At 37.4% G+C, this 18,618-nt stretch carries 23 protein-coding genes; all 23 read right to left on the minus strand.

Annotated features, from left to right (window positions below):
• Window positions 1-37 precede the first annotated feature (37 nt).
• Entirely contained in the window at window positions 38-580 is a 543-nt protein-coding gene (locus TZ92_RS06625; RefSeq protein WP_033629792.1) for a hypothetical protein, read from the minus strand.
• 373 nt (window positions 581-953) lie between these two features.
• A complete protein-coding gene (locus TZ92_RS06635) occupies window positions 954-1,616 on the minus strand; it encodes a DUF443 domain-containing protein (RefSeq protein WP_033629794.1) in 663 nt (220 codons plus the stop codon).
• Between the two features lie 59 nt (window positions 1,617-1,675).
• Window positions 1,676-2,347: a hypothetical protein gene (locus tag TZ92_RS06640; RefSeq protein ID WP_033629795.1), complete on the minus strand. Its 672-nt coding sequence runs from the start codon at window positions 2,345-2,347 to the stop codon at window positions 1,676-1,678.
• Window positions 2,348-2,582: 235 nt separating this feature from the next.
• Entirely contained in the window at window positions 2,583-2,972 is a 390-nt protein-coding gene (locus tag TZ92_RS06645; protein WP_033630183.1) for a DUF7668 domain-containing protein, read from the minus strand.
• Window positions 2,973-3,001: 29 nt separating this feature from the next.
• Window positions 3,002-3,856, minus strand: coding sequence for an ADP-ribosylglycohydrolase family protein (locus tag TZ92_RS06650; RefSeq protein ID WP_033629796.1), 855 nt, complete (start codon window positions 3,854-3,856; stop codon window positions 3,002-3,004).
• A gap of 162 nt (window positions 3,857-4,018) precedes the next feature.
• Complete coding sequence (locus tag TZ92_RS06655) at window positions 4,019-4,543, minus strand: RDD family protein (protein WP_080702642.1); 525 nt, start codon at window positions 4,541-4,543, stop codon at window positions 4,019-4,021.
• Between the two features lie 247 nt (window positions 4,544-4,790).
• The gene (locus tag TZ92_RS06660) at window positions 4,791-5,282 is read right to left on the minus strand and encodes a nucleotidyltransferase (RefSeq protein ID WP_033629797.1); all 492 of its coding nucleotides are present in this window, start codon (window positions 5,280-5,282) and stop codon (window positions 4,791-4,793) included.
• Window positions 5,283-5,576: 294 nt separating this feature from the next.
• Window positions 5,577-5,987: a DUF7668 domain-containing protein gene (locus TZ92_RS06665; RefSeq protein ID WP_000510789.1), complete on the minus strand. Its 411-nt coding sequence runs from the start codon at window positions 5,985-5,987 to the stop codon at window positions 5,577-5,579.
• A gap of 74 nt (window positions 5,988-6,061) precedes the next feature.
• On the minus strand, window positions 6,062-6,190 hold the full coding sequence (locus TZ92_RS09870) for a hypothetical protein (protein ID WP_000900071.1): 129 nt from the start codon (window positions 6,188-6,190) through the stop codon (window positions 6,062-6,064).
• Window positions 6,191-6,201: 11 nt separating this feature from the next.
• On the minus strand, window positions 6,202-7,008 hold the full coding sequence (locus TZ92_RS06670; RefSeq protein ID WP_033629798.1) for an alpha/beta hydrolase: 807 nt from the start codon (window positions 7,006-7,008) through the stop codon (window positions 6,202-6,204).
• Between the two features lie 154 nt (window positions 7,009-7,162).
• The gene (locus TZ92_RS06675; protein ID WP_033629799.1) at window positions 7,163-7,906 is read right to left on the minus strand and encodes a CPBP family intramembrane glutamic endopeptidase; all 744 of its coding nucleotides are present in this window, start codon (window positions 7,904-7,906) and stop codon (window positions 7,163-7,165) included.
• Between the two features lie 178 nt (window positions 7,907-8,084).
• Window positions 8,085-8,693 carry a Type 1 glutamine amidotransferase-like domain-containing protein gene (locus tag TZ92_RS06680; protein ID WP_033629800.1) on the minus strand — a complete coding sequence of 203 codons (609 nt, stop codon included), beginning with the start codon at window positions 8,691-8,693 and terminating at the stop codon, window positions 8,085-8,087.
• 263 nt (window positions 8,694-8,956) lie between these two features.
• Window positions 8,957-9,520 (minus strand): TMEM175 family protein, encoded by a 564-nt coding sequence (locus tag TZ92_RS06685; protein WP_033630185.1) that lies wholly within the window; start codon window positions 9,518-9,520, stop codon window positions 8,957-8,959.
• Between the two features lie 154 nt (window positions 9,521-9,674).
• Complete coding sequence (rlmD, locus tag TZ92_RS06690) at window positions 9,675-11,033, minus strand: 23S rRNA (uracil(1939)-C(5))-methyltransferase RlmD (RefSeq protein ID WP_033629801.1); 1,359 nt, start codon at window positions 11,031-11,033, stop codon at window positions 9,675-9,677.
• 74 nt (window positions 11,034-11,107) lie between these two features.
• Window positions 11,108-12,082 carry a DUF1002 domain-containing protein gene (locus TZ92_RS06695; RefSeq protein WP_033629802.1) on the minus strand — a complete coding sequence of 325 codons (975 nt, stop codon included), beginning with the start codon at window positions 12,080-12,082 and terminating at the stop codon, window positions 11,108-11,110.
• Between the two features lie 86 nt (window positions 12,083-12,168).
• Entirely contained in the window at window positions 12,169-12,771 is a 603-nt protein-coding gene (locus tag TZ92_RS06700) for a lysozyme family protein (RefSeq protein ID WP_033629803.1), read from the minus strand.
• Window positions 12,771-13,745, minus strand: a complete 975-nt coding sequence (locus TZ92_RS06705) for a nucleoid-associated protein (RefSeq protein WP_033629804.1) — start codon at window positions 13,743-13,745, stop codon at window positions 12,771-12,773. Before TZ92_RS06705 ends, TZ92_RS06700 begins: the two co-directional genes overlap by 1 nt.
• Before the next feature lie 7 nt (window positions 13,746-13,752).
• Window positions 13,753-15,009 carry a serine hydroxymethyltransferase gene (gene glyA, locus TZ92_RS06710; protein WP_033629805.1) on the minus strand — a complete coding sequence of 419 codons (1,257 nt, stop codon included), beginning with the start codon at window positions 15,007-15,009 and terminating at the stop codon, window positions 13,753-13,755.
• 49 nt (window positions 15,010-15,058) lie between these two features.
• Complete coding sequence (locus TZ92_RS06715; RefSeq protein WP_000945729.1) at window positions 15,059-15,490, minus strand: GNAT family N-acetyltransferase; 432 nt, start codon at window positions 15,488-15,490, stop codon at window positions 15,059-15,061.
• A gap of 1 nt (window position 15,491) precedes the next feature.
• A complete protein-coding gene (locus TZ92_RS06720; RefSeq protein ID WP_033629806.1) occupies window positions 15,492-16,094 on the minus strand; it encodes an L-threonylcarbamoyladenylate synthase in 603 nt (200 codons plus the stop codon).
• Complete coding sequence (gene prmC, locus TZ92_RS06725; RefSeq protein WP_033629807.1) at window positions 16,078-16,914, minus strand: peptide chain release factor N(5)-glutamine methyltransferase; 837 nt, start codon at window positions 16,912-16,914, stop codon at window positions 16,078-16,080. The genes TZ92_RS06720 and prmC overlap by 17 nt, the downstream gene beginning before the upstream one ends.
• Window positions 16,914-17,993 carry a peptide chain release factor 1 gene (gene prfA / locus TZ92_RS06730; protein WP_001028815.1) on the minus strand — a complete coding sequence of 360 codons (1,080 nt, stop codon included), beginning with the start codon at window positions 17,991-17,993 and terminating at the stop codon, window positions 16,914-16,916. The genes prmC and prfA overlap by 1 nt, the downstream gene beginning before the upstream one ends.
• Window positions 17,990-18,580, minus strand: coding sequence for a thymidine kinase (locus tag TZ92_RS06735; protein ID WP_000068127.1), 591 nt, complete (start codon window positions 18,578-18,580; stop codon window positions 17,990-17,992). Before TZ92_RS06735 ends, prfA begins: the two co-directional genes overlap by 4 nt.
• Window positions 18,581-18,618 lie beyond the last annotated feature (38 nt).

The raw sequence follows: 18,618 nt of genomic DNA on the forward strand, positions 1-18,618 counted from the left end.
AACTAGAATAGAGACGTTAATCTGTCAAATGAAACACTCAACTTTTTAAAAATTCTTTAGACTTCTGGACGATATAGAGCTGTTCATCCTCTTGAGCGAGTTTTCTAAACAACTCATTCGCCCTGGTCATATCTCCTTTTAATCTAGAGTTCAAAGCTTGATAGTAAGTGATTTCCAATTGTTGATATTTAAATTCGTTTTCCAAGTCTTCAAAGTAATCATTGGATTGATGAGCAATTGTTAAATCGTAAAGCGCAATACTCACGCTTTTTGTTTTCTCTGCTAGAGTTGGATCTGATATGGACATTTTATTTAACATGAGTTCAAGCTCGTTCCTGGTCAGGTCAGGATGTGCAAGAATAGTCGAGCGAATAAGATAACTTTCTAAGAAATCCCTATATTTTGGCTTCAGTTTTTGATCAGTCATTGCTTCAGAAGCCTCCTTAATGGCAGCATCGAAATCACCAATCATATAGGAATACCCAACAGATGTTAGTATCACATCCATTTTTATAATAGCTCTTTTTGCAACTTTCTTCAATTCAATGTATTGCTTCCAAGATGCTAAATCTAAGTCCATATGCAGCAACTTAGTACCACTCCTTACATACTCTCTTCTGATTAAGCGCAATGAAAAGAAATAAGAGTGCATTTATGAGTAGAATACAAAGGGTTTGAATAGTCCTATCTTTCACCATCCAAGCTATAAAAAGACTGAGAAGAACAGCCAAAACAATCACGACTTTTCTATAAAATCCATATTTCTTACGTATTTCTAAATAATTCATTTTTACACCTTTTCTAAATTATAAAATGTCATTACGAGAGAAGTTCTGAACCTTAAATGAGTTATTGAGCAACATAAACACTTTCTTCGCTATTATATAATTTTTTCTTATAAAATAACCCAATATGTCCTGCAAAAGAGCATCATAAACAGCTTTCATCTTAATTTATAACTTCTCTATTCTATCAAAAATAATCTCTTGCTTTTCGACACTTTCTCGGAGTGGTGACATACCTAAAATCACTGTAAAGAATCCCAACAATAGAATACTATTAATAACAAGTAAGGCTCCCTCTGTTCCATTAACAGTATATAGATAGAATGCAAAACATCCAAGAGTCGGAACAAGGATAAAAGGAAGAAGTTTGTAATGTTTTAATTGACGTTTATTTCCAACTGGTTTAAAAGTTATTTGATAGTTTAAAACTTTATTCTCAAGTCTTTTTTGGACACTATGACGAGCTCTTATGGCAATGAACCAGAAAGCAAGATAAGCTAGGAAAATGAATAGGCCATATAAACTTATCTTTAAAGGAAGGTTGTGACTAATCCCATTGTTTCTAAAAAAATTTGTCACAAGCCGATAGCCAGATCCCCCTATTGCTGTACCAATTGCAATCCCAATTGATTTACTCATAGTTGGAGCTACACTTTCAAAACGCATATCTCTTTTATCTAACTTTTGCATTTTTGCAGTAATCTCATCAGGAAGAGAACCCCAGAAATAGGATTTTGGTCTAACAGTCGTCAAATCTAGAATATACTTTTCTCCCTCTACTTCTACTATTTTGAAAAATACTTTATTCGTTTCTTTAAATTTTACCTTCATAGTCACCTTTAAATCCTTCTCAGAGTTAAAAAACTCTTTTCAATAACATTCCTAAATCGTTAGCCCCGTTTTTTAATAATAGTTAAACCAATTTTGACAGACATCTCTTTCGATGTTAACTGTATTGTAATCCCATAATTTGTTTTATCTGAGTGATCTATTCTAATTTGGCACGTTGTTTCCTCTGGTAGATCATATTTGCTTTTCACTTTTTGAAAGAGTTCAGAGTGAGTGTCTGGCTGGTAGATAATTTCACTAAGCTCTGTTGTTCCAGTTCTTAACGTTCTTTTTACATTCAAGGAGTCAAAAACATCTCTTTTGATAACTAAGTTAAGAATCTCTTCGTCAAATAAAGGGGCTATCTCCGAATCGTAATGCAACTTGCCATTAGAATAACTAACGGGAACCGTTTTTTTGTTTTCTCCGATTTGTATTCTATAGTCACCCTTACCATCTGCCTTGGTAATACCTAGGTCAATTTCATATCTTTTGACTTCGTCACCATTTTTTATATAGACTCTACTTTTATAAGCTTCCAGCCCATTAAAATCTTTCTGCTCTTGTTCCAAAAATTTAAACATGGCATCAAACGTTTTTTCAAACTCGTACTGTTCCTTTGTTCTATTTTGGGGAATAGTTTCACCACCCAAACTACAAGCAATCAATGATAATAGCGAAATCAATACAATTACCAAGCCAGACAGCCATAATAAATGTTTATATTTTTTCATTTATATCTCCAAAATCACGAAGTCTAAGTCTATTATAGCATGAACATATTGGAAATGGCTTTCTATAACCATTTAGATTCATTCATAAAATGCATTTAAAGACAATTGACCTATTGATAGGAAAACTTGATAGTTTAAAAGCTTTGACCTTACTCTTGTACAAAAAAAGACATTCAAGAAAATCTTAAATGCCTGTATAAATAGTATATCAAGGATATTGCTTGTTAAACTTCTCCTAACCAGGATCGACATTAAGAAATCTTACTGTATACCCATTATCGGTATATAGAAACTCTACTTGCAACACCATATCTACTCGTTCAGAATTTGAAGTCAAATCATAATCAACAGCAAACCCAGTCTGGTCATCATAATCATAAATCTCCAATTGAGAATACTCATAAGGCGGATTGAAATGACATTCCACACCATACTCATCAATCGTATCAAAATCATTTAATTCTAATGTCTTTTCAACATAACCAAAAAATTCATTTAAATCGTCAATCTCTGATTCATCGACATAATTCATAATGTCTTCATATTTTTTCAGGTGAATAGCCTTTAAAATATTTGTGATAACCTCTATAACTTTTTCTTTTTTATACATATCAAGTAATTCCATCGTTGCCACCTTTCTACTTAACCAAACCATCATTTTCCTGCTATGAAAAGCTCCCATCGTTCAATGACATCCTTTAACGGCTCATCTAGGTAGGAATAAGCCTTTTCCTTAATCCAATCAGGAATTCCATAGGCTGCCTCTGCGATACTTCCTGTGATGGCAGCAAGAGTATCACTATCCCCACCAAGGGAAATGGCGTTCCTTATAGCATCTTCGAAGTCTCTACTTTCTAGAAATGCTATAATGGCCTGGGGTACGGTATCCTGACAGGTTTCATTGAAACGATAGTTAGGTCGAATTTCATCTAGAGTTTGAGATAGATTGTAGCCATATTCCTGCTCAATATAATCCTTGATCTGTCTTTTGCACTCTGTAGGATTGTCATTGATTGGTTGCTCATAATCTCCGCAATAACCTCCAAAGTAATAACGACACAGAAAGATAGCATCAGTTGTCGCCATGGCTCCTTTGATACCTTCTGGATGATTATGGGTGACTTCTGCTGAAAGTCGTGCAAGCTTTCTAGTTGATGGTGTCATACCCGTTCTTGCACAAAAGCCGCAGTCTATAAGCCAAGCACAGGGAGAAACACGCATAGCAGAACCATTTCCAAAGCTATAGTAAGGTTCACGATTGTCACTATCGATCCAACTACTAAACCGAGTACCATAGCCCGCATCGGGGTACATTCTGCCGTACTTTTTCATGGCATCAATAAAGTCATCTTTCCGACCACCAATCATAACAGCCTCAGCAACAGCGCAGGTCATGACCGTATCATCAGTGAAAAAACAATCCTCACAAAATAAAGGAAAATCCTTTGTTTTGATATTGTTCCATTCGTAAACTGAACCTACAATATCTCCAATAATTGCTCCTAACATATATATACCCTCCTTAGAAAATACCCATTATAAATATAGTTTACTTATGAATCAACTCGTACAAGTAGCGCCACACATTCTACATACGCGGTCATAGGGAACATATTCACGGGTTACACGTACTGAGCAATGTATCCGCGTTTTTCGGACGGCTAAGTTGATTCACTTGTTATCACCCTCTAATTGAACCTGTGTATGAGCTAGAAAATCTCCTAGATGCCTTTTATCTTTTCTAAAAATTGCCATTGCCAGTAACAAAAGTGCAAGTAGGGTTGCTAAAGACGAAAGGATAATGGATACTAAATCAAAATCACTATAGACTCCATGAATAGTTCCCATATGCCCTAATTGCCAAGGTAAAAATTTGATGAGATTTCTAATAAAGCTAGCCTGAATTGTTTTTTTCTGATAGACCAAACGAAGCCCTGCTTTTGATTTCCCAAAACTTCCATTTTTTGCATAATCCGAAAATGTGAAATAAAGCATGATTGGTAGGACACTGATAAAAAATGTAAGAGTCTGCGCCTGAAATTCTGTTTGCATTGGCACACCATTAAAAACAAAGTAGTAATAAGTTATAGAGCAAAGAAACAGAATACCCAGGTAAGTTATGATTAAAAGATAATCAAATAGTAGTTCAGTCATTCTTTTTTTAACCGAAATAAGATTAATTTTCAAAATCTCCATTATTTTATCCTCCTGTCTAAGCTCGTAAAAGCAGTGATACCTCATCAAATAGAAAACTATCTATCAAATCCTCTAAATAGCCAATCATTACCTTCAATAATGGATATCCTGATTTAAAATTTAAAATATTTTTTTTCTTAATAATTCTATTACTTGCCAATATAGTATAAATTAAATGACCAATAAAAATGATGATAAAAATAACATAGCAGCCAGTCTTACAACTTACTACTTTTTATATGATAATTTACAAATGTCTTTCCAGCCACTCGATCTTTTTAAAATCCTTATTGTTATTGTGATCATTTCGATAGGAGTCTTGAGAAGAAGCTTTGTAAATACTTAGATACTGCTCCAGACTTGGAAAACGAAAAGTGATTCCTTCAATGTGAATAAGCTCTATATCCGATTCCGAAACTCCTGCAAAATCAAGTAAGGAATCGATACTTCCAAATTCAACACTCACTCTATCCTTTTGGAATTCATGCTCATGAATATCTATTAAGACGTAGCCTAAGTCTTTCATCACTTTCATTATCTTGTCCCAGTCATAAATTCTGAGATGATCCGGTGCTTCCCAACCTCTAGGGTCACCAGGCACATGAATGTCAATGTCAGACGGCCCCCAATTTTCTTTCGTTCTAAACTCCAACCCCAAAGAACCCATCAGTGTCGGTGTAATTCCGACTCGATTTAAATGGAAACAAATGGTTTTAAATTCTTCAAATAAGAGACTCATGTTTACTCTATACCTTTCATCTAAATGTTCGTTATTTCTACTTTATTACCTTGAAAAAAATCATTTTCATTTTCTAGAGTTTATCCAGTTATTTTGGATACAAAGTCTTTTCCATCTTCTAAAGAATCAAACACGACTTAATCTTTAGAATAATCATTTTGGTACAATTCCAATAGATACATCTTCCATTCTCCTAATATTTGAAAAACTAACCGATATTTTAAGCAACTTACAATCAAATTATCTAGCCTTAATATACGCATTTATTATATAACGAAGATAATTAAGTGCGGTTTATCCAGGATCAACATCTATAGAAGTTATTTTGTAACCATCATTATTGTATAAAAATTCTAATTGTAGGGTTAAATCTACTAATTCAGAATCGGAGGTCATCTCATATTCAACAACAAAGCCAGTTTGATCATTAAATTCATAAACTTGTAGTTGGGAGTACTCATAATTCGGATGGAAATTACAATCTACACCATATTCATCAATTTTATCAAAATCATTTAATTGTAATGAATCGTCAATATATTCAAGTAACTCTCTTACATCATCAACTTCTGAACCATCAACACAATCCAAAATATCTCTATAATTATTTAGATGAATTGCTCTTAAAATCTTTTTAAGTATTTCAATTACTTTTTCTTCATCTAGGTAGTTTTCTTTGTACTCAAAATCATCGAATATTCCCATGATAATACTTCCTTTTTGTAATCAACTTTAAATCTTATAAATATTAAAAATGTTTCACTAACAAACTCACACACTCAGTGGTTCGGACTTACCGTATCATCCGTGAAAAAACAATCATCACAAAATAAAGGAAAATCCTTCGTTTTGATATTGTTCCATTCGTAAACTGAACCTACAATATCTCCAACTATTGCTCCTAGCATCTGTTTCCTCCTTATGGCATATCAGATTCGTTACACATTTCTAATGAGTCACTCTTTAAAAATGGCACCACCAAATCAATCCACTCATAAGGTAGGTAAGCTGATAAATAGCCGTGGTTATAGCCCTTTGCTTCATACAAAATTGTATTTGAATGTAGCTGATGAAATAATTTCGCTGATTCTTTCACACAGTTCAATTCTTTTTCACCATAGATATACAGAACCTGAGCCTTGCTAGCAGAAATCATATCTTTCAGCTTGTAACATCCCATATAGTTTTTGTAAATGGTCACCAATGTTTTGACAGGGGTTCTTGGCAAATCCTCCAAATAATAAGCTTTTATTTCCTCTGGATAAGCCAGTTTAGGACAGAGTTTGTTCATCATGCTTAACTGAAGTTTGCAAGAGAATTTATTGAACATCAGTTTACCAAATAGAGACACTAGAAAGATGCTGATTTTAGCTAACCTTGGTTGAGGAATGCAGAGGCTTCCATCTATGATGGCCTTCTCAGCAATTTCACTGTCTAAAGACAAAAGCTCCATGGCAATTTGACCACCAAGTGAAACACCACCGATTGCAAACAATTTCCCACCACAGTTTTCTTTGATATAGTCTAGAATCTCCAAAGCAGAATCTTCAGTAGAAACATAATCAAGTTGATATTCCTCGCCGTGGCCATTCAAAGTGGGTAGAATAATACGGTATTCTTTTGACAAGATTCGTGCTTGACGAAGATAATTCCACCAAGAACTGCCACCACCATGTATCAGTAAAATAGGAGGCAAATTCTTATCACCAAATTCATGGAATTTCATGTTTAAACTCCTTACTGTAGGACTTTTACTAGCTACACCCTTATTTAATCAGCTCGTACAAGCAGTGATGTCTCATCAAATAGAACAGTCTCTAACATTGATTATCTAGAATGACCACACGTTACTCTCAATAATGGATATCCTGATCTAAATTTTAAAATGTTGTTTCCTTACTAATTCTATTACTCGCCAATATAGTATAAATCAAATAACCAATAAAAATGATAATAAAAATAAGATTAATTTTTAGCACAAAATAGAGATTTAACAAATTTGCGAATGCATGAAATAATACACAGTATCCCACAGATTTCGTTTGACGGTAAAGAAGCCCTAAAACAAAACTTAAAAATAATGTATATATAAAAAATAAAATAAAAGGAAATCCTTGATGACTTTCTCCAACTATAAACCATAAAGGCAGATGCCATATTCCCCAAATTGATCCTACAATCAAATTAGATTGCCAATAAGTATATTTTTTATCAAGTAATGGTTGTAATATTCCTCTCCATCCTAATTCTTCATGTCCACCACCCAAAAAAATTAGTTGTATAAAGAATAACGGCATCAGATAAATGGATACTCCGTTTAATTCTAAGGAAGATACAGAAAATAGTATCAAAATTGCTAACATATGATAAATGAAATAAATACTACTATTTTCTATCCTATTAAATAAAAAATGTTTAAATTTTATATTATTACTTTTTAAATAAAAGCCACTTGCAATAGCTGGTCCAAGTGCACCAACTATATGTAATATTCTTCCTATAAATGTCTCTAATCCCAAAATATAAGATTGTGTAAATATGGCAAGAAGCCCCCAAGATATATAAGTAATTCCAAATGTAAAACAAAGATAATTTTTTAAGTTCCTTTTATCAATTTCTGTCATTTTTTTCTTCCTAATCTTGATTATTTTATGAATAATATTTTTACTGCTTCTTAGTTGCTATCGATTATAACTACCTATATTCTATCATAAAAACACAAAAAAGCCTTACAATCAAGGCTTTTCACTATTCATTTCGTCAATACTTTAGTTTCGTAGATTCAGATTCGCATGATTAAAACTAGTCAATTTTCTCAATAATGTTTCCAAGTCTATCCAATTCAAGACAGGAATGATCATTTAGTGGAATTATGGTAACACTGACGAGTTCTTCTGCTCTATCCTTATTAGCTTTATCATTCCAGGAATCATAATGGACACTAATTAAAAACTGACTAAAGAGTCCTAATCCATTTTTTATCTTTATCTGATGATCTGAATTATCATTAGGTGAGACATAGACTTTTTCTCCTAATAATAGGGCTCCTGCAGAAAACCCTATAACTTTTGCCCCTTTATTAAGCATATGATCGATATAATTTTTGAACTCCTGATTGACATAAGTAGCTATATATTTTTCCGTATTTCCTCCACCAATGATGATTAGATCAGCATCTAAATAGCTATCAAAATCAATCTGCTCAGTGTCCAAAAGTAAGTAATCAGTGTTTAGATTAGGAAATTGACTTTGGAAAACTTCCGTGTACTTTTTCATATAGGGTTGCCAATTATCTCGAAAAACTGTAAAAATGACAATTCTTTCAATCTTTCTTGATGACACAATTTTATCAACAATGCTATATTTCGTTATTGGGGGATTCCCACCCATCAAAAATATTTGTTCTTTCAAGTTAACACACTTTCTAAAGAGACATAAAGTTTAAACAAGTTTATTCATAATTGTCATTATAACTGTTACAAAAAAATTATTCAAATTCCTGACTATCTCAACTTGTACAAGCTGAGTCACACACATCATATGTCTTGACTGTTATTTCAGTGAATTCCTATAGAAAAGTATTGAATGCAATGCTTATCAATACAAATTCAAAAATCTCAGAATCGGAAGCAGTCAACTAAGTCCCGAATAAAACAGATGAGTCGATTAAATGATTAGACTTTAAATTGTCTCGGGATAACAATAAATAAAAGTGTTACTAGGACTGACAGTCCTACTCCTGCTGGGAAGATTGTCAGAGATAAGATAAGCCCTAACATTTTAATACCAATATCCCATCGTATCCAACGCTTTCGTCCTCGTCTTAACGCATGCATCTCAGCTATATCATTCACTTCATCCAAGGTACGGTAATACCATAATACTGAAAAGCTAATGAGTAGAACGATTACCCCATAGAATGCTTGCATACTACCATTGTCGAAATGGGTTGCTATGAGCTGAGTGGTATAGGGAAAAAGGGAGGAGAAAAAGAGCATAATAATGGTTGCCCAGACTGTTTTTTGGCTAACTTTTTTAATGAGATGCGAAGAAGAATGGATATTGACCCACATAGCTCCCAGCCAAAAGAAAGAAATACCATAGGCAAGAAAATTTGTTCTAAGCTCCCATAGTCCTTGCAAATCAAAGGTTTTTGGCTTTTCCAGCTCCAAAACCAAGATAGTCATAACGATGGCTAACACAGCGTCAATAAAGGCTCCCAAACGTTCCTTTTCCATTATTTGCGGTTGTTTTTTCATCAAATAGTCCTTTCGATTCTATTCTATCCAAGTGCCTGATTATTTCAGTCACACAATAACTTTATTTTTATATATGTTCAAGGCTCCAGTGGAGTTTTGAAGCATCTCGCTTTGAAATAAAAAAGCGAGTTGATTAACTACATTTCTCTAAATAACTTACGCACTCCACGTGGTGCGTCTGCGGAAACAAATCCACCGGCTGTACTTTCTTCAATTCATATCCCAATTCTTGATATAGTTTGATATCACGTGCCATGGTTGCGACATTGCAAGAGATATAGGCAATGCGGTCTGCTCCTGTTTGAGCACTTGCTTTGATAAAACTTTCGGTCAAACCCTTGCGTGGTGGGTCGACCAAGATAACGGTTGGTTGGATACCTTCCTTGAGCCAGTTCTTCATGGCATTTTCAGCCGTGTCACAGACATAGTGGGCATTTGTAATCTTGTTCAAAGAAGCATTCTTCTGGCTATTCTCTACTGCTTCTGGAATCACTTCAACACCGTAGACTTCTTTAACATGCTTGGCGACGGACAATCCAATCGTTCCAATTCCTGAATAGGCATCAATAACCACATCGTCTTCTTTTAACTCTGCAAAGTCAATAGCTGTTTGATAAAGTTTCTCTGCCATTTCAGTATTGACCTGATAAAAGGCTGGGCCAGCGATTTGGAAGTCATTTCCCAACATCTGGTCCGTAATATAGTCTTGACCATAAAGAGTCTTCCACTCCTTACCAAAAATCGCATTGGTATTCTGGTCGTTGATATTTTGCATGACAGACACAATCTCTGGGAACTGCTTGATAATTTGTTCAATCAATTGCTCCACTCGAAAAACTTTAGGACGTTTAGTCACTAATATAACCATGATTTGTCCTGAATAGTGACCACGACGCACCACAAGGTTCCGAATCAAGCCAGACTGCTCCTTTTCGTCATAAGGTTTTAAATCAAAACGACGAAGCAAATCGCGTAGAACTACCACAACTTGGTCAATGACAGGATCCTGGATAAAGAAATCTTCAAGTGGCATGAGGTCGTGCGAATTCTTACGGAAAAAACCAGTTTCCAAGACACCATTCACTCGACGAACTGGCACCTGTGCCTTATTTCGATACTGGACTGGATGGTCCATGCCGAACGTTTCAGCGACCTCTACATCCGTAATACCAGCAATCTTGTAGAGACTGTCTTTAACTTGCTTGGTTTTGAACTTAAGCTGCTCTGGATAAGCAAGATGCCCCAAATCAGCGATACCTGAGCGTAGATAAGCTAGGTCAAGGTCTTGGTTACGATGAGGTGACCGAACAAAGTATTCTTCAACTTTCCCAAAGCCAATCTTTTTATTGACCTTAAGGACTCGCATGAGGATTTTCTCAGTTGGTAGAGCATTTTCTACAAAGAAAACTAAACCATCTACCTTAGCAACCCCTGCCCCTTCATGGGTCAAATCAATAATTTCAACTTCTACAATATCATTTTTCTTTAACATATTTTTCACTTTCTATTGGCCGACAAAAAAAGACGGCAACATTTCTGTTACCATCTATTATATCATGAAATGACCTAAGCACCAAAACTCTTGAAGAAGTTGACAATGGCTTGCCAAAGAGAGCTAAAGAAGTTGCCCCCCTCTTCTAGCGCTTTATTGGCATCAAAGTTGAGGTTGATATTTTTAAAGCTATCTCCAGCTTGGGATACAATGCTTTCCTTGAGGTCATTGAGGGTTTTAGTGAAATCAGCATTGTTCAAAATGTCGCTCTTTGAGAGGTTGAGGGCAAAATTGATGATGATATTGACCTGGTTTCCTGTTATAACCTGATCAAGTTTGTAGTTTTTTAGCGTGTCTTCAACGATTTTGCGGACATCTTCTTCTGTCAGATTTCCTTTTGCTTCTTTTGCCTTTGCGATTCCTGCCTTGATATCTGCCAAAGCGACATTGAGTTTATTGGCATCGTAGCCTGACTTGTCCTTGTTTTCAGCATTGATATCTGACAAGGCTTTTAGTTCTTCTTGGGCCAAGTCTTTATTGGCTTGTGGTACTTTAGCTCCATTAGCCTCTAACGAGTAGTAAATCCCTGCTAGGGCACTCTCTCCTGTAACTGGTATAGGAGCTGCAACTGTGATTTTGGCATGCTCCACTCCAAGTGTCACTGCTGCGTTACGGTACATATCCTGCGTCACCTTGGTGATATTTTCAGGCGTTTCAATCTTAACTTCTATAGGCGACTTATCACCTAACTTTTGAATCTTAGCTGACGAATAGAGCTGTAGGCTAGCATCATTAGCCACATTCATGATTTTCGAATAGATATCAGGTGTCATAGTTTTGATATCTTTGGTGTCTTTTGATGCGTCATAGCCAAGTTTGCTAAGAGTTTGATTCTTCTGGTCTTCAGTTAGGGAAGAGCCAAGAACATATTCAGGTTGAACATAGGTTTCATCGATTACTTTTTGAACATCGGTTGCTGCATGGACGCTTGTCATAGCTGTTGCGGCCCACAATACTGCAGCACTTGTTAGAAAGAATTTCTTTCTCATGGGATATTCCCTCCTTTACCTTTCTAGGGTAATAAAACAATCTTAAAGAAAACTTATAGTGAAAAACACCTGGTCAAACCAGATGCTTAAAAGAAATTAAAGAATTTCATGATATACAGGTTAAAGCGTACCTGTCTCGAGTAGTAATAATTTCCTCCATTTTCATAGAGTTCTGCACCATGAAAGATAGAAATTGGGTTGATGTAGGTGTAGGTCTTTCCAGTGGTATTTCCAAGGATAGGAGCGACCGTTTCTCGGGAATAACGCTTGGCTAATGCTAGTGTATTCTCCTTGCCATTCTGAGCGATAAAGTCTATATAGGCAGGTCCAAAATTATAGGCTTGAACGGCTGTCCAGACATCCACTCCTTTGTTTTGTGCAAGATAAAGGTTATCTGTTAGAGTTTGAATTCCTTGTCGAATACTAGCGGCATCATCATTAATGGTATTGGTTGTACCACTAGCAGACTCACTAGACTGCATGACGTCTCGCTCTTTTCCTTTCGTTTCAGTATAAATCATGGCAAGCACTAACTCTTCATTGGCTGGAGTATCTCTTTCACTAAGGATTTCCCGAACCATAGGTTGGTAGGTCATGACTTGCTTTACATCCTGACGAATGTGATAGGCTTTGTATCCAGCAAAAAGAAGGACTGCTAGCACTAGCATTCTTCTTATAAATTTAAACATTATTTACTTTGAATATCCTCAATATTTTTGATTAAGATAGAATAGGTTCCATTGTCATTTTGGATAAACTCAACAGACTCCGCGTCCTGGTAAACATTATTTGGAACGATGAGTTCGATTCCGTTTGACAAGGAAAGTTTTTGGTTTTCAAATTTCTTGAGCTGACGACTGGCATCAATTTCATCAAACTGGACTGGTTCTGGTACAGCTTCCTTGACTTGGTCGATAAAGCTCAAACGAGCTGTCAGATTGTTATCAAAAAGGTCGTTTGCCAATTTTTCAGGCGACAGCTCATTGCTTTCTTCAAGATTGTTGAAAATAGCTGATTTGACCTTGGATTGAAACTGAAAATCATCTGTGTTAAAGGACTCAGCAATTCTCTGGGCTGTTTTTTCCAATTCCTTGATGGATTTTTTTGGCGAAATCTTAGGTGCAACAGCTAGGAGATTGTCTGAAAAATAATTCAAGAAAGTCCCATTGTACTTGATTCGTTTTTCGATGAGATGGTACTTGCGACTTTGAAGATTGACCACCAAAGCCTCATCAGCCCCTGTTCCAAATCCAGGAAGGTTATTCTGAGTTAGCTTGATTGGGTTATCAACTTCTCCACCAAGGTGGGTCAAGGTCTCACGTAGAGCAATTCGCAAGAAAGCGAAATGTTCAACGCCTTCTTTAGAAAACTGAACAAAAACCAAGTCATTGGTCTTGAGATTTTCAGAAATGCTAAACTCCTCTTTCCAGAGATTAGCCAGTGTTACTGATGTCTCCAACAAATCATCTGTGATGTGATTGAAGAAGGGATTTTCTTCTTCGAAAATCCCAGTCTTGGCTTCATCTGAATACACGCGTTCAATTTTTTTGCGCAGGTATTCTTCGATTTTTGGAGTGATATTGAGAAATTTATCCGCTAGAAACAGCTCAGTATCATCTGGGCTGAACTGATGGATAATAGCTTTCTTAATATAAATGTCCATAAAAGTATTAGTCCTCGTATAGTGGGAAGGCATCTGTCAACGCTTTGACTTCACTTCTCACTTCTTCTAAGACAGCTTCATTTTCTGCATTCTTAAGGGTTTTAATGATGAGTTCAGCCACTTTACGGCTTTCTTCTTCACCAAATCCACGTGCAGTGATGGCTGCTGCTCCGATACGAATTCCACTTGTCTTGAATGGTGACAAGGTTTCGTATGGAATTGAGTTTTTATTTAGGGTAATATTGACTTCATCTAGCAAGTTTTGAGCAACTTTTCCGTTTTCTACAACCTTGGTTACATCCACTAGGAAGAGGTGATTTTCAGTACCACCAGAAATGATACGGAAATCAGGGTCTTGCAAGAAGACTTCAACCATAGCCTTGCTGTTTTTGATGACATTAGCAGCATATTCCTTGAAGGCTGGGTCCAAAACTTCTTTGAAGGAAACAGCCTTAGCAGCGACAACATGCTCCAAAGGACCACCTTGAATACCTGGGAAAATAGCTGAGTTGATTTTCTTAGCTAGATCTTCATCATTTGTCAAAATCAAGCCACCACGTGGTCCACGAAGGGTTTTGTGGGTCGTTGTTGTAGTGATATGAGCATATGGCACTGGGCTTGGGTGAAGACCGGCCGCAACCAAACCAGCGATATGGGCCATATCGACCATGAGCTTCGCCCCAACAGCATCTGCGATTTCACGGAATTTTGAAAAATCAATAATTTGAGAATAGGCTGAAGCACCTGCTACGATTAGTTTTGGTTTTACTTCTTGGGCTTGTTTCAAGATAGCATCAAAGTCCAAGAGTTCCGTTTCAGGATCAACACTGTAAGAAACAAAGTTGTAGGTTTGACCAGAGAAGCTAACTGGAGCTCCGTGGGTCAAGTGTCCACCTGCTGCCAAATCCATTCCCATTACAGTGTCACCAGGCTCAATCAAAGCCATATATGCTGCACAGTTGGCTTGGCTTCCTGAGTGAGGTTGGACATTGGCGAATTTAGCACCGAAAATTTCTTTTGCACGTTCAATAGCTAGAGTTTCTACCACGTCTACTACATCAGTTCCACCATAATAACGGCGTCCTGGGTAACCCTCGGCATATTTGTTTGTCAAGATAGACCCTTGAGCTGCCATAACAGCCTTGGAAACCACGTTTTCCGAAGCAATCAACTCGATATTGTTTTGTTGGCGTTCTTCTTCTTTGGCAATAGCATTCCATAGATCAGCATCGTATGCTTTAAAATCGTCTTTATCAAAAATCATAGGTCTTCTCCTTTATAGTGTGACTGGTCCTTTAGTTTAAGAAATTATACTAAAAGATGCGAATAAACCGTTTCTGCACTTTATCACAAGTATAACCAACTTTTTCATAAAATGCATGAGCTCCCAGACGATGATCAGCAGAGTTTAAGCGGATAAACCCATAACCCCGTCTTTTTGCTTCTTGATCCAACCCTTGCAGTAAGCTTTTACCGATACCTCGTCCTTGTGCTTGAGGCGAAACTGCTAAGCCTAAAATATTAAATCCTGCTTTGGAATAGAGGGATTCATAAACTTCAGCATGGACATATCCAAGTAGGACATGGCTGACCTCATCCTCATAGCCAAGTAGGAAATGATGAGAATCCTGAGACAGTCTAGCTAGTTGACTAGCTGTGTCCTCTGAACTAAAAGAATAGCCCAAAGCCTCTTGGTTAATCTCACATATAGCATTCACATCTGTTTCTTGCAAATTTCTTAGCATCTCATTCCTCCTCAAAAGAAATCTCTGGCAACTGTGCAAGAATATCTTCTCGCTTAATCGCCCCCTGGCGTAAGATTTTCACCTTGTCTCCAGACAAATCCAAAATCGTCGAATCCTGTCCAGTTAGAAAAGCGTCGTCCTCCAGCCCCAAAACCTCTTGGTCAAAATCCTCTAGAATTTGAGCAAAGGTCACGCCACTCGCCTGACCCGAGATATTGGCAGACGGCCCAATCAAAGGACCTGTCTCTCGAATCAAATCTAGGGTAATGGGGTGTCTCGGCATCCGAAATCCCACCGTTGCAAGACCAGAATTGACCCAAAAGGGAACTCGGTCATTGGCTTCGAGGATAATGGTCAAGGGACCTGGTAAAAAGGTCTCTACAAGCTTTTGGAGATAAGTTGGCTGTTTCTTTGAAAAGTGCAAGATGTCCTCTAGAGAAGCAACATTAAGATTGAGCGCCTTATCTCTAGGACGACGTTTGAGTTGGTAAACATGGTCGACAGCTTTTTCATCTAAGGCCTTAGCAAAGAGACCATAAACTGTCTCGGTTGGTAGAACAACAGCCCCGCCCTTTTCCAACTCTTGTCTAATCCTGTCCATCATCAACTACAACCATCCTATCTTGACCAAATTGGTCTTTGAGTGTTCGTACCCGTTTTTCAGGAAAATGTTTCCTAAAAAGTTCAGGAACACTTTGACCTTGCTTGTATCCAATTTCAAGGTAAATCTTGCCACCATCTGTGAGATAGTCTTTTGCATCTTCCGCAATTCTGCGGTAAATAGCTAGGCCATCCTCATCTGCAAAGAGAGCTGAATGAGGCTCCGAATGCAAAACATTCAAACCGACCTCTGACTCATCTTCACGAGAGATATAGGGTGGATTGGATACAATTATATCATATTTTTCAGAAATTTCTGCAAAACAATCAGATTTTTTAAAAAATATATTAAGATTTTGATTTTTAGCATTCTCTGATGCAAGCTCTAAGGCGTCTTGTGAAATATCTGCTGCTGTCACTGACCAATCTGGTCTGTTTTTTGCTAGTGCGAGGGCTATGGCACCACTTCCAGTACCAATATCCAAGTTCTTGAGATTTTCTTTAGGATTTTCAGCTAGGATGAGTTCCACCAACTCTTCTGTTTCTGGACGAGGAATCAAAACCCGCTCATCCACTTTTAACTGCATTCCAAAGAAATCTGCCTGTCCGATGATATACTGAGCTGGTTTATGGGACGCTAACTGCTGGAAAATTTCTTCTACAAATTGTTTTTCGGCCTCTGTTACCTCTTGCTGGAGGGCAAAGACAAAGTCCGTAAAAGAGAGATTTTTTAAGCTACGATAGACAAAAGAGAGGCTTTCAGCTTCCTCTCCTTGTCTTATCAACTCTTCTTCAAAATCTGAAAATAATTGAGCTAGTTTCATTATTTGTTTAATTCTTCTAATTTCTGTGTTTGATCATAAAGAACCAAGGCATCCACGACTTCATCCAATTTACCAGACAAAATGGTATCTAGTTTCTGGAGTGTCAAACCAATACGATGGTCTGTGACACGATTTTGTGGGAAGTTGTAAGTACGAATACGTTCTGAACGGTCACCAGTACCAATAGTAGACTTACGTTCAGCGTCTTGTTCGTCTTGTGCAATCTGAGCAAAATGGTCAGCAACACGCGCACGGATGATTTTCATGGCCTTCTCACGGTTTTTCTGCTGGGTACGTTCTTCCTGCATCTCAACCTTGATATTAGTTGGTAAGTGAACGATACGAACGGCAGTCGCAACCTTGTTGACGTTCTGACCACCAGCACCAGATGCGTGGTAGATATCAACACGAAGGTCTTTTGGATCAATATCGTACTCTACTTCTTCCACTTCTGGCATGACAAGAACTGTCGCTGTTGAAGTATGAACACGACCCTGACTTTCTGTCACTGGGACACGTTGTACACGGTGGGCACCTGATTCATACTTAAGCTTAGAGTAAACAGACTGACCAGAAACCATGGCAACCACTTCTTTGAAACCGCCGACACCATTCATAGAAGCCTCCATGACTTCAAAGCGCCAGCCTTGGGCTTCAGCATATTTTTGATACATGGTTAGGAGGTCACCAGCGAAAAGTGCTGCTTCGTCTCCACCAGCTGCACCACGGATTTCTAGGATGATGTTCTTGTCATCGTTTGGATCCTTTGGAAGGAGCAAGATTTTCAGTTTTTCTTCGTATTCTTCTTTTTCAGCCTTGGCATCTTTGAGTTCTTGCTTGGCCATTTCTTCCAAGTCAGCATCTCCGCCTGATTCCTTAATCATCTCTTCAGCATCAACGATGTTTTGAAGGACTTGTTTGTACTCACGGTAGGCAGTTACCGTATCACGAGTAGAAGCCTCTTCTTTCGAAAGCTCCATGAAACGCTTGGTGTCTGAGACGACATCTGGGTCACTGAGCAATTCTCCTAATTCTTCATAACGGTCTTCTACAGCTTGTAGTTGATCATAGATGTTCATTTTTCTTCATTCTCCTTATTGATTTCAGGGGCAAAATAATGTTTACGGCAGACTGAGATATAAGTTTCATTTCCACCGATCTGAATTTGTTCGCCATCATAGACTGGTACACCATCCTGCGTACGCAACACCATAGTCGCCTTTTTCTTACAATACTGACAGATAGTCTTGATTTCGTCAATCTTATCTGCTAAGAGCAAGAGGTATTTGGAGCCTTCGAACAGTTCATTTCGAAAGTCATTCTTCAAACCAAAAGCCATGACAGGTATGTCTAACTCATCAACAACACGAGCTAGGTCGTAAACATGGTGACGCTTGAGAAACTGGGCCTCATCGACCAACACACAGTATGGTTTCTCAGGTAAGTCTCGGATATAACCAAAGATATCCGTCGTTTCCTCAATCGCAATGGCTGGGCGTTTCATACCGATTCGACTAGATACATAGCCAACACCGTCACGCGTATCCAGAGCCGAAGTCATAATCACAACTCCCTTTCCTTGCTCCTCGTAGTTATAGGCCACCTTGAGAATCTCAATCGTCTTACCAGAGTTCATGGTCCCATAACGATAATACAACTGTGCCATGCTTCTATTTCACGTCCATTTCTAAATTTTTGCTACAT

The organism is Streptococcus oralis subsp. oralis (assembly GCF_000960035.1).
Classification (GTDB): domain Bacteria; phylum Bacillota; class Bacilli; order Lactobacillales; family Streptococcaceae; genus Streptococcus; species Streptococcus oralis_G.

What these genes read in the sequence shown, in the direction of transcription:
- TZ92_RS06640 (WP_033629795.1), bottom strand. Translation starts at nt 2,347, where the DNA reads ATGAAAAAATATAAACATTTATTATGGCTGTCTGGCTTGGTAATTGTA.
- TZ92_RS06665 (WP_000510789.1), bottom strand. Translation starts at nt 5,987, where the DNA reads ATGGGAATATTCGATGATTTTGAGTACAAAGAAAACTACCTAGATGAA.
- TZ92_RS06635 (WP_033629794.1), bottom strand. Translation starts at nt 1,616, where the DNA reads ATGAAGGTAAAATTTAAAGAAACGAATAAAGTATTTTTCAAAATAGTA.
- TZ92_RS06695 (WP_033629802.1), bottom strand. Translation starts at nt 12,082, where the DNA reads ATGAGAAAGAAATTCTTTCTAACAAGTGCTGCAGTATTGTGGGCCGCA.
- TZ92_RS06660 (WP_033629797.1), bottom strand. Translation starts at nt 5,282, where the DNA reads ATGAGTCTCTTATTTGAAGAATTTAAAACCATTTGTTTCCATTTAAAT.
- TZ92_RS06675 (WP_033629799.1), bottom strand. Translation starts at nt 7,906, where the DNA reads ATGACAGAAATTGATAAAAGGAACTTAAAAAATTATCTTTGTTTTACA.
- prfA (WP_001028815.1), bottom strand. Translation starts at nt 17,993, where the DNA reads ATGAACATCTATGATCAACTACAAGCTGTAGAAGACCGTTATGAAGAA.
- prmC (WP_033629807.1), bottom strand. Translation starts at nt 16,914, where the DNA reads ATGAAACTAGCTCAATTATTTTCAGATTTTGAAGAAGAGTTGATAAGA.
- TZ92_RS06645 (WP_033630183.1), bottom strand. Translation starts at nt 2,972, where the DNA reads ATGGAATTACTTGATATGTATAAAAAAGAAAAAGTTATAGAGGTTATC.
- TZ92_RS06735 (WP_000068127.1), bottom strand. Translation starts at nt 18,580, where the DNA reads ATGGCACAGTTGTATTATCGTTATGGGACCATGAACTCTGGTAAGACG.
- TZ92_RS06720 (WP_033629806.1), bottom strand. Translation starts at nt 16,094, where the DNA reads ATGATGGACAGGATTAGACAAGAGTTGGAAAAGGGCGGGGCTGTTGTT.
- TZ92_RS09870 (WP_000900071.1), bottom strand. Translation starts at nt 6,190, where the DNA reads ATGCTAGGAGCAATAGTTGGAGATATTGTAGGTTCAGTTTACGAATGG.
- TZ92_RS06625 (WP_033629792.1), bottom strand. Translation starts at nt 580, where the DNA reads ATGGACTTAGATTTAGCATCTTGGAAGCAATACATTGAATTGAAGAAA.
- TZ92_RS06655 (WP_080702642.1), bottom strand. Translation starts at nt 4,543, where the DNA reads ATGGAGATTTTGAAAATTAATCTTATTTCGGTTAAAAAAAGAATGACT.
- TZ92_RS06650 (WP_033629796.1), bottom strand. Translation starts at nt 3,856, where the DNA reads ATGTTAGGAGCAATTATTGGAGATATTGTAGGTTCAGTTTACGAATGG.
- TZ92_RS06685 (WP_033630185.1), bottom strand. Translation starts at nt 9,520, where the DNA reads ATGGAAAAGGAACGTTTGGGAGCCTTTATTGACGCTGTGTTAGCCATC.
- rlmD (WP_033629801.1), bottom strand. Translation starts at nt 11,033, where the DNA reads ATGTTAAAGAAAAATGATATTGTAGAAGTTGAAATTATTGATTTGACC.
- TZ92_RS06700 (WP_033629803.1), bottom strand. Translation starts at nt 12,771, where the DNA reads ATGTTTAAATTTATAAGAAGAATGCTAGTGCTAGCAGTCCTTCTTTTT.
- TZ92_RS06715 (WP_000945729.1), bottom strand. Translation starts at nt 15,490, where the DNA reads ATGCTAAGAAATTTGCAAGAAACAGATGTGAATGCTATATGTGAGATT.
- TZ92_RS06705 (WP_033629804.1), bottom strand. Translation starts at nt 13,745, where the DNA reads ATGGACATTTATATTAAGAAAGCTATTATCCATCAGTTCAGCCCAGAT.
- TZ92_RS06670 (WP_033629798.1), bottom strand. Translation starts at nt 7,008, where the DNA reads ATGAAATTCCATGAATTTGGTGATAAGAATTTGCCTCCTATTTTACTG.
- glyA (WP_033629805.1), bottom strand. Translation starts at nt 15,009, where the DNA reads ATGATTTTTGATAAAGACGATTTTAAAGCATACGATGCTGATCTATGG.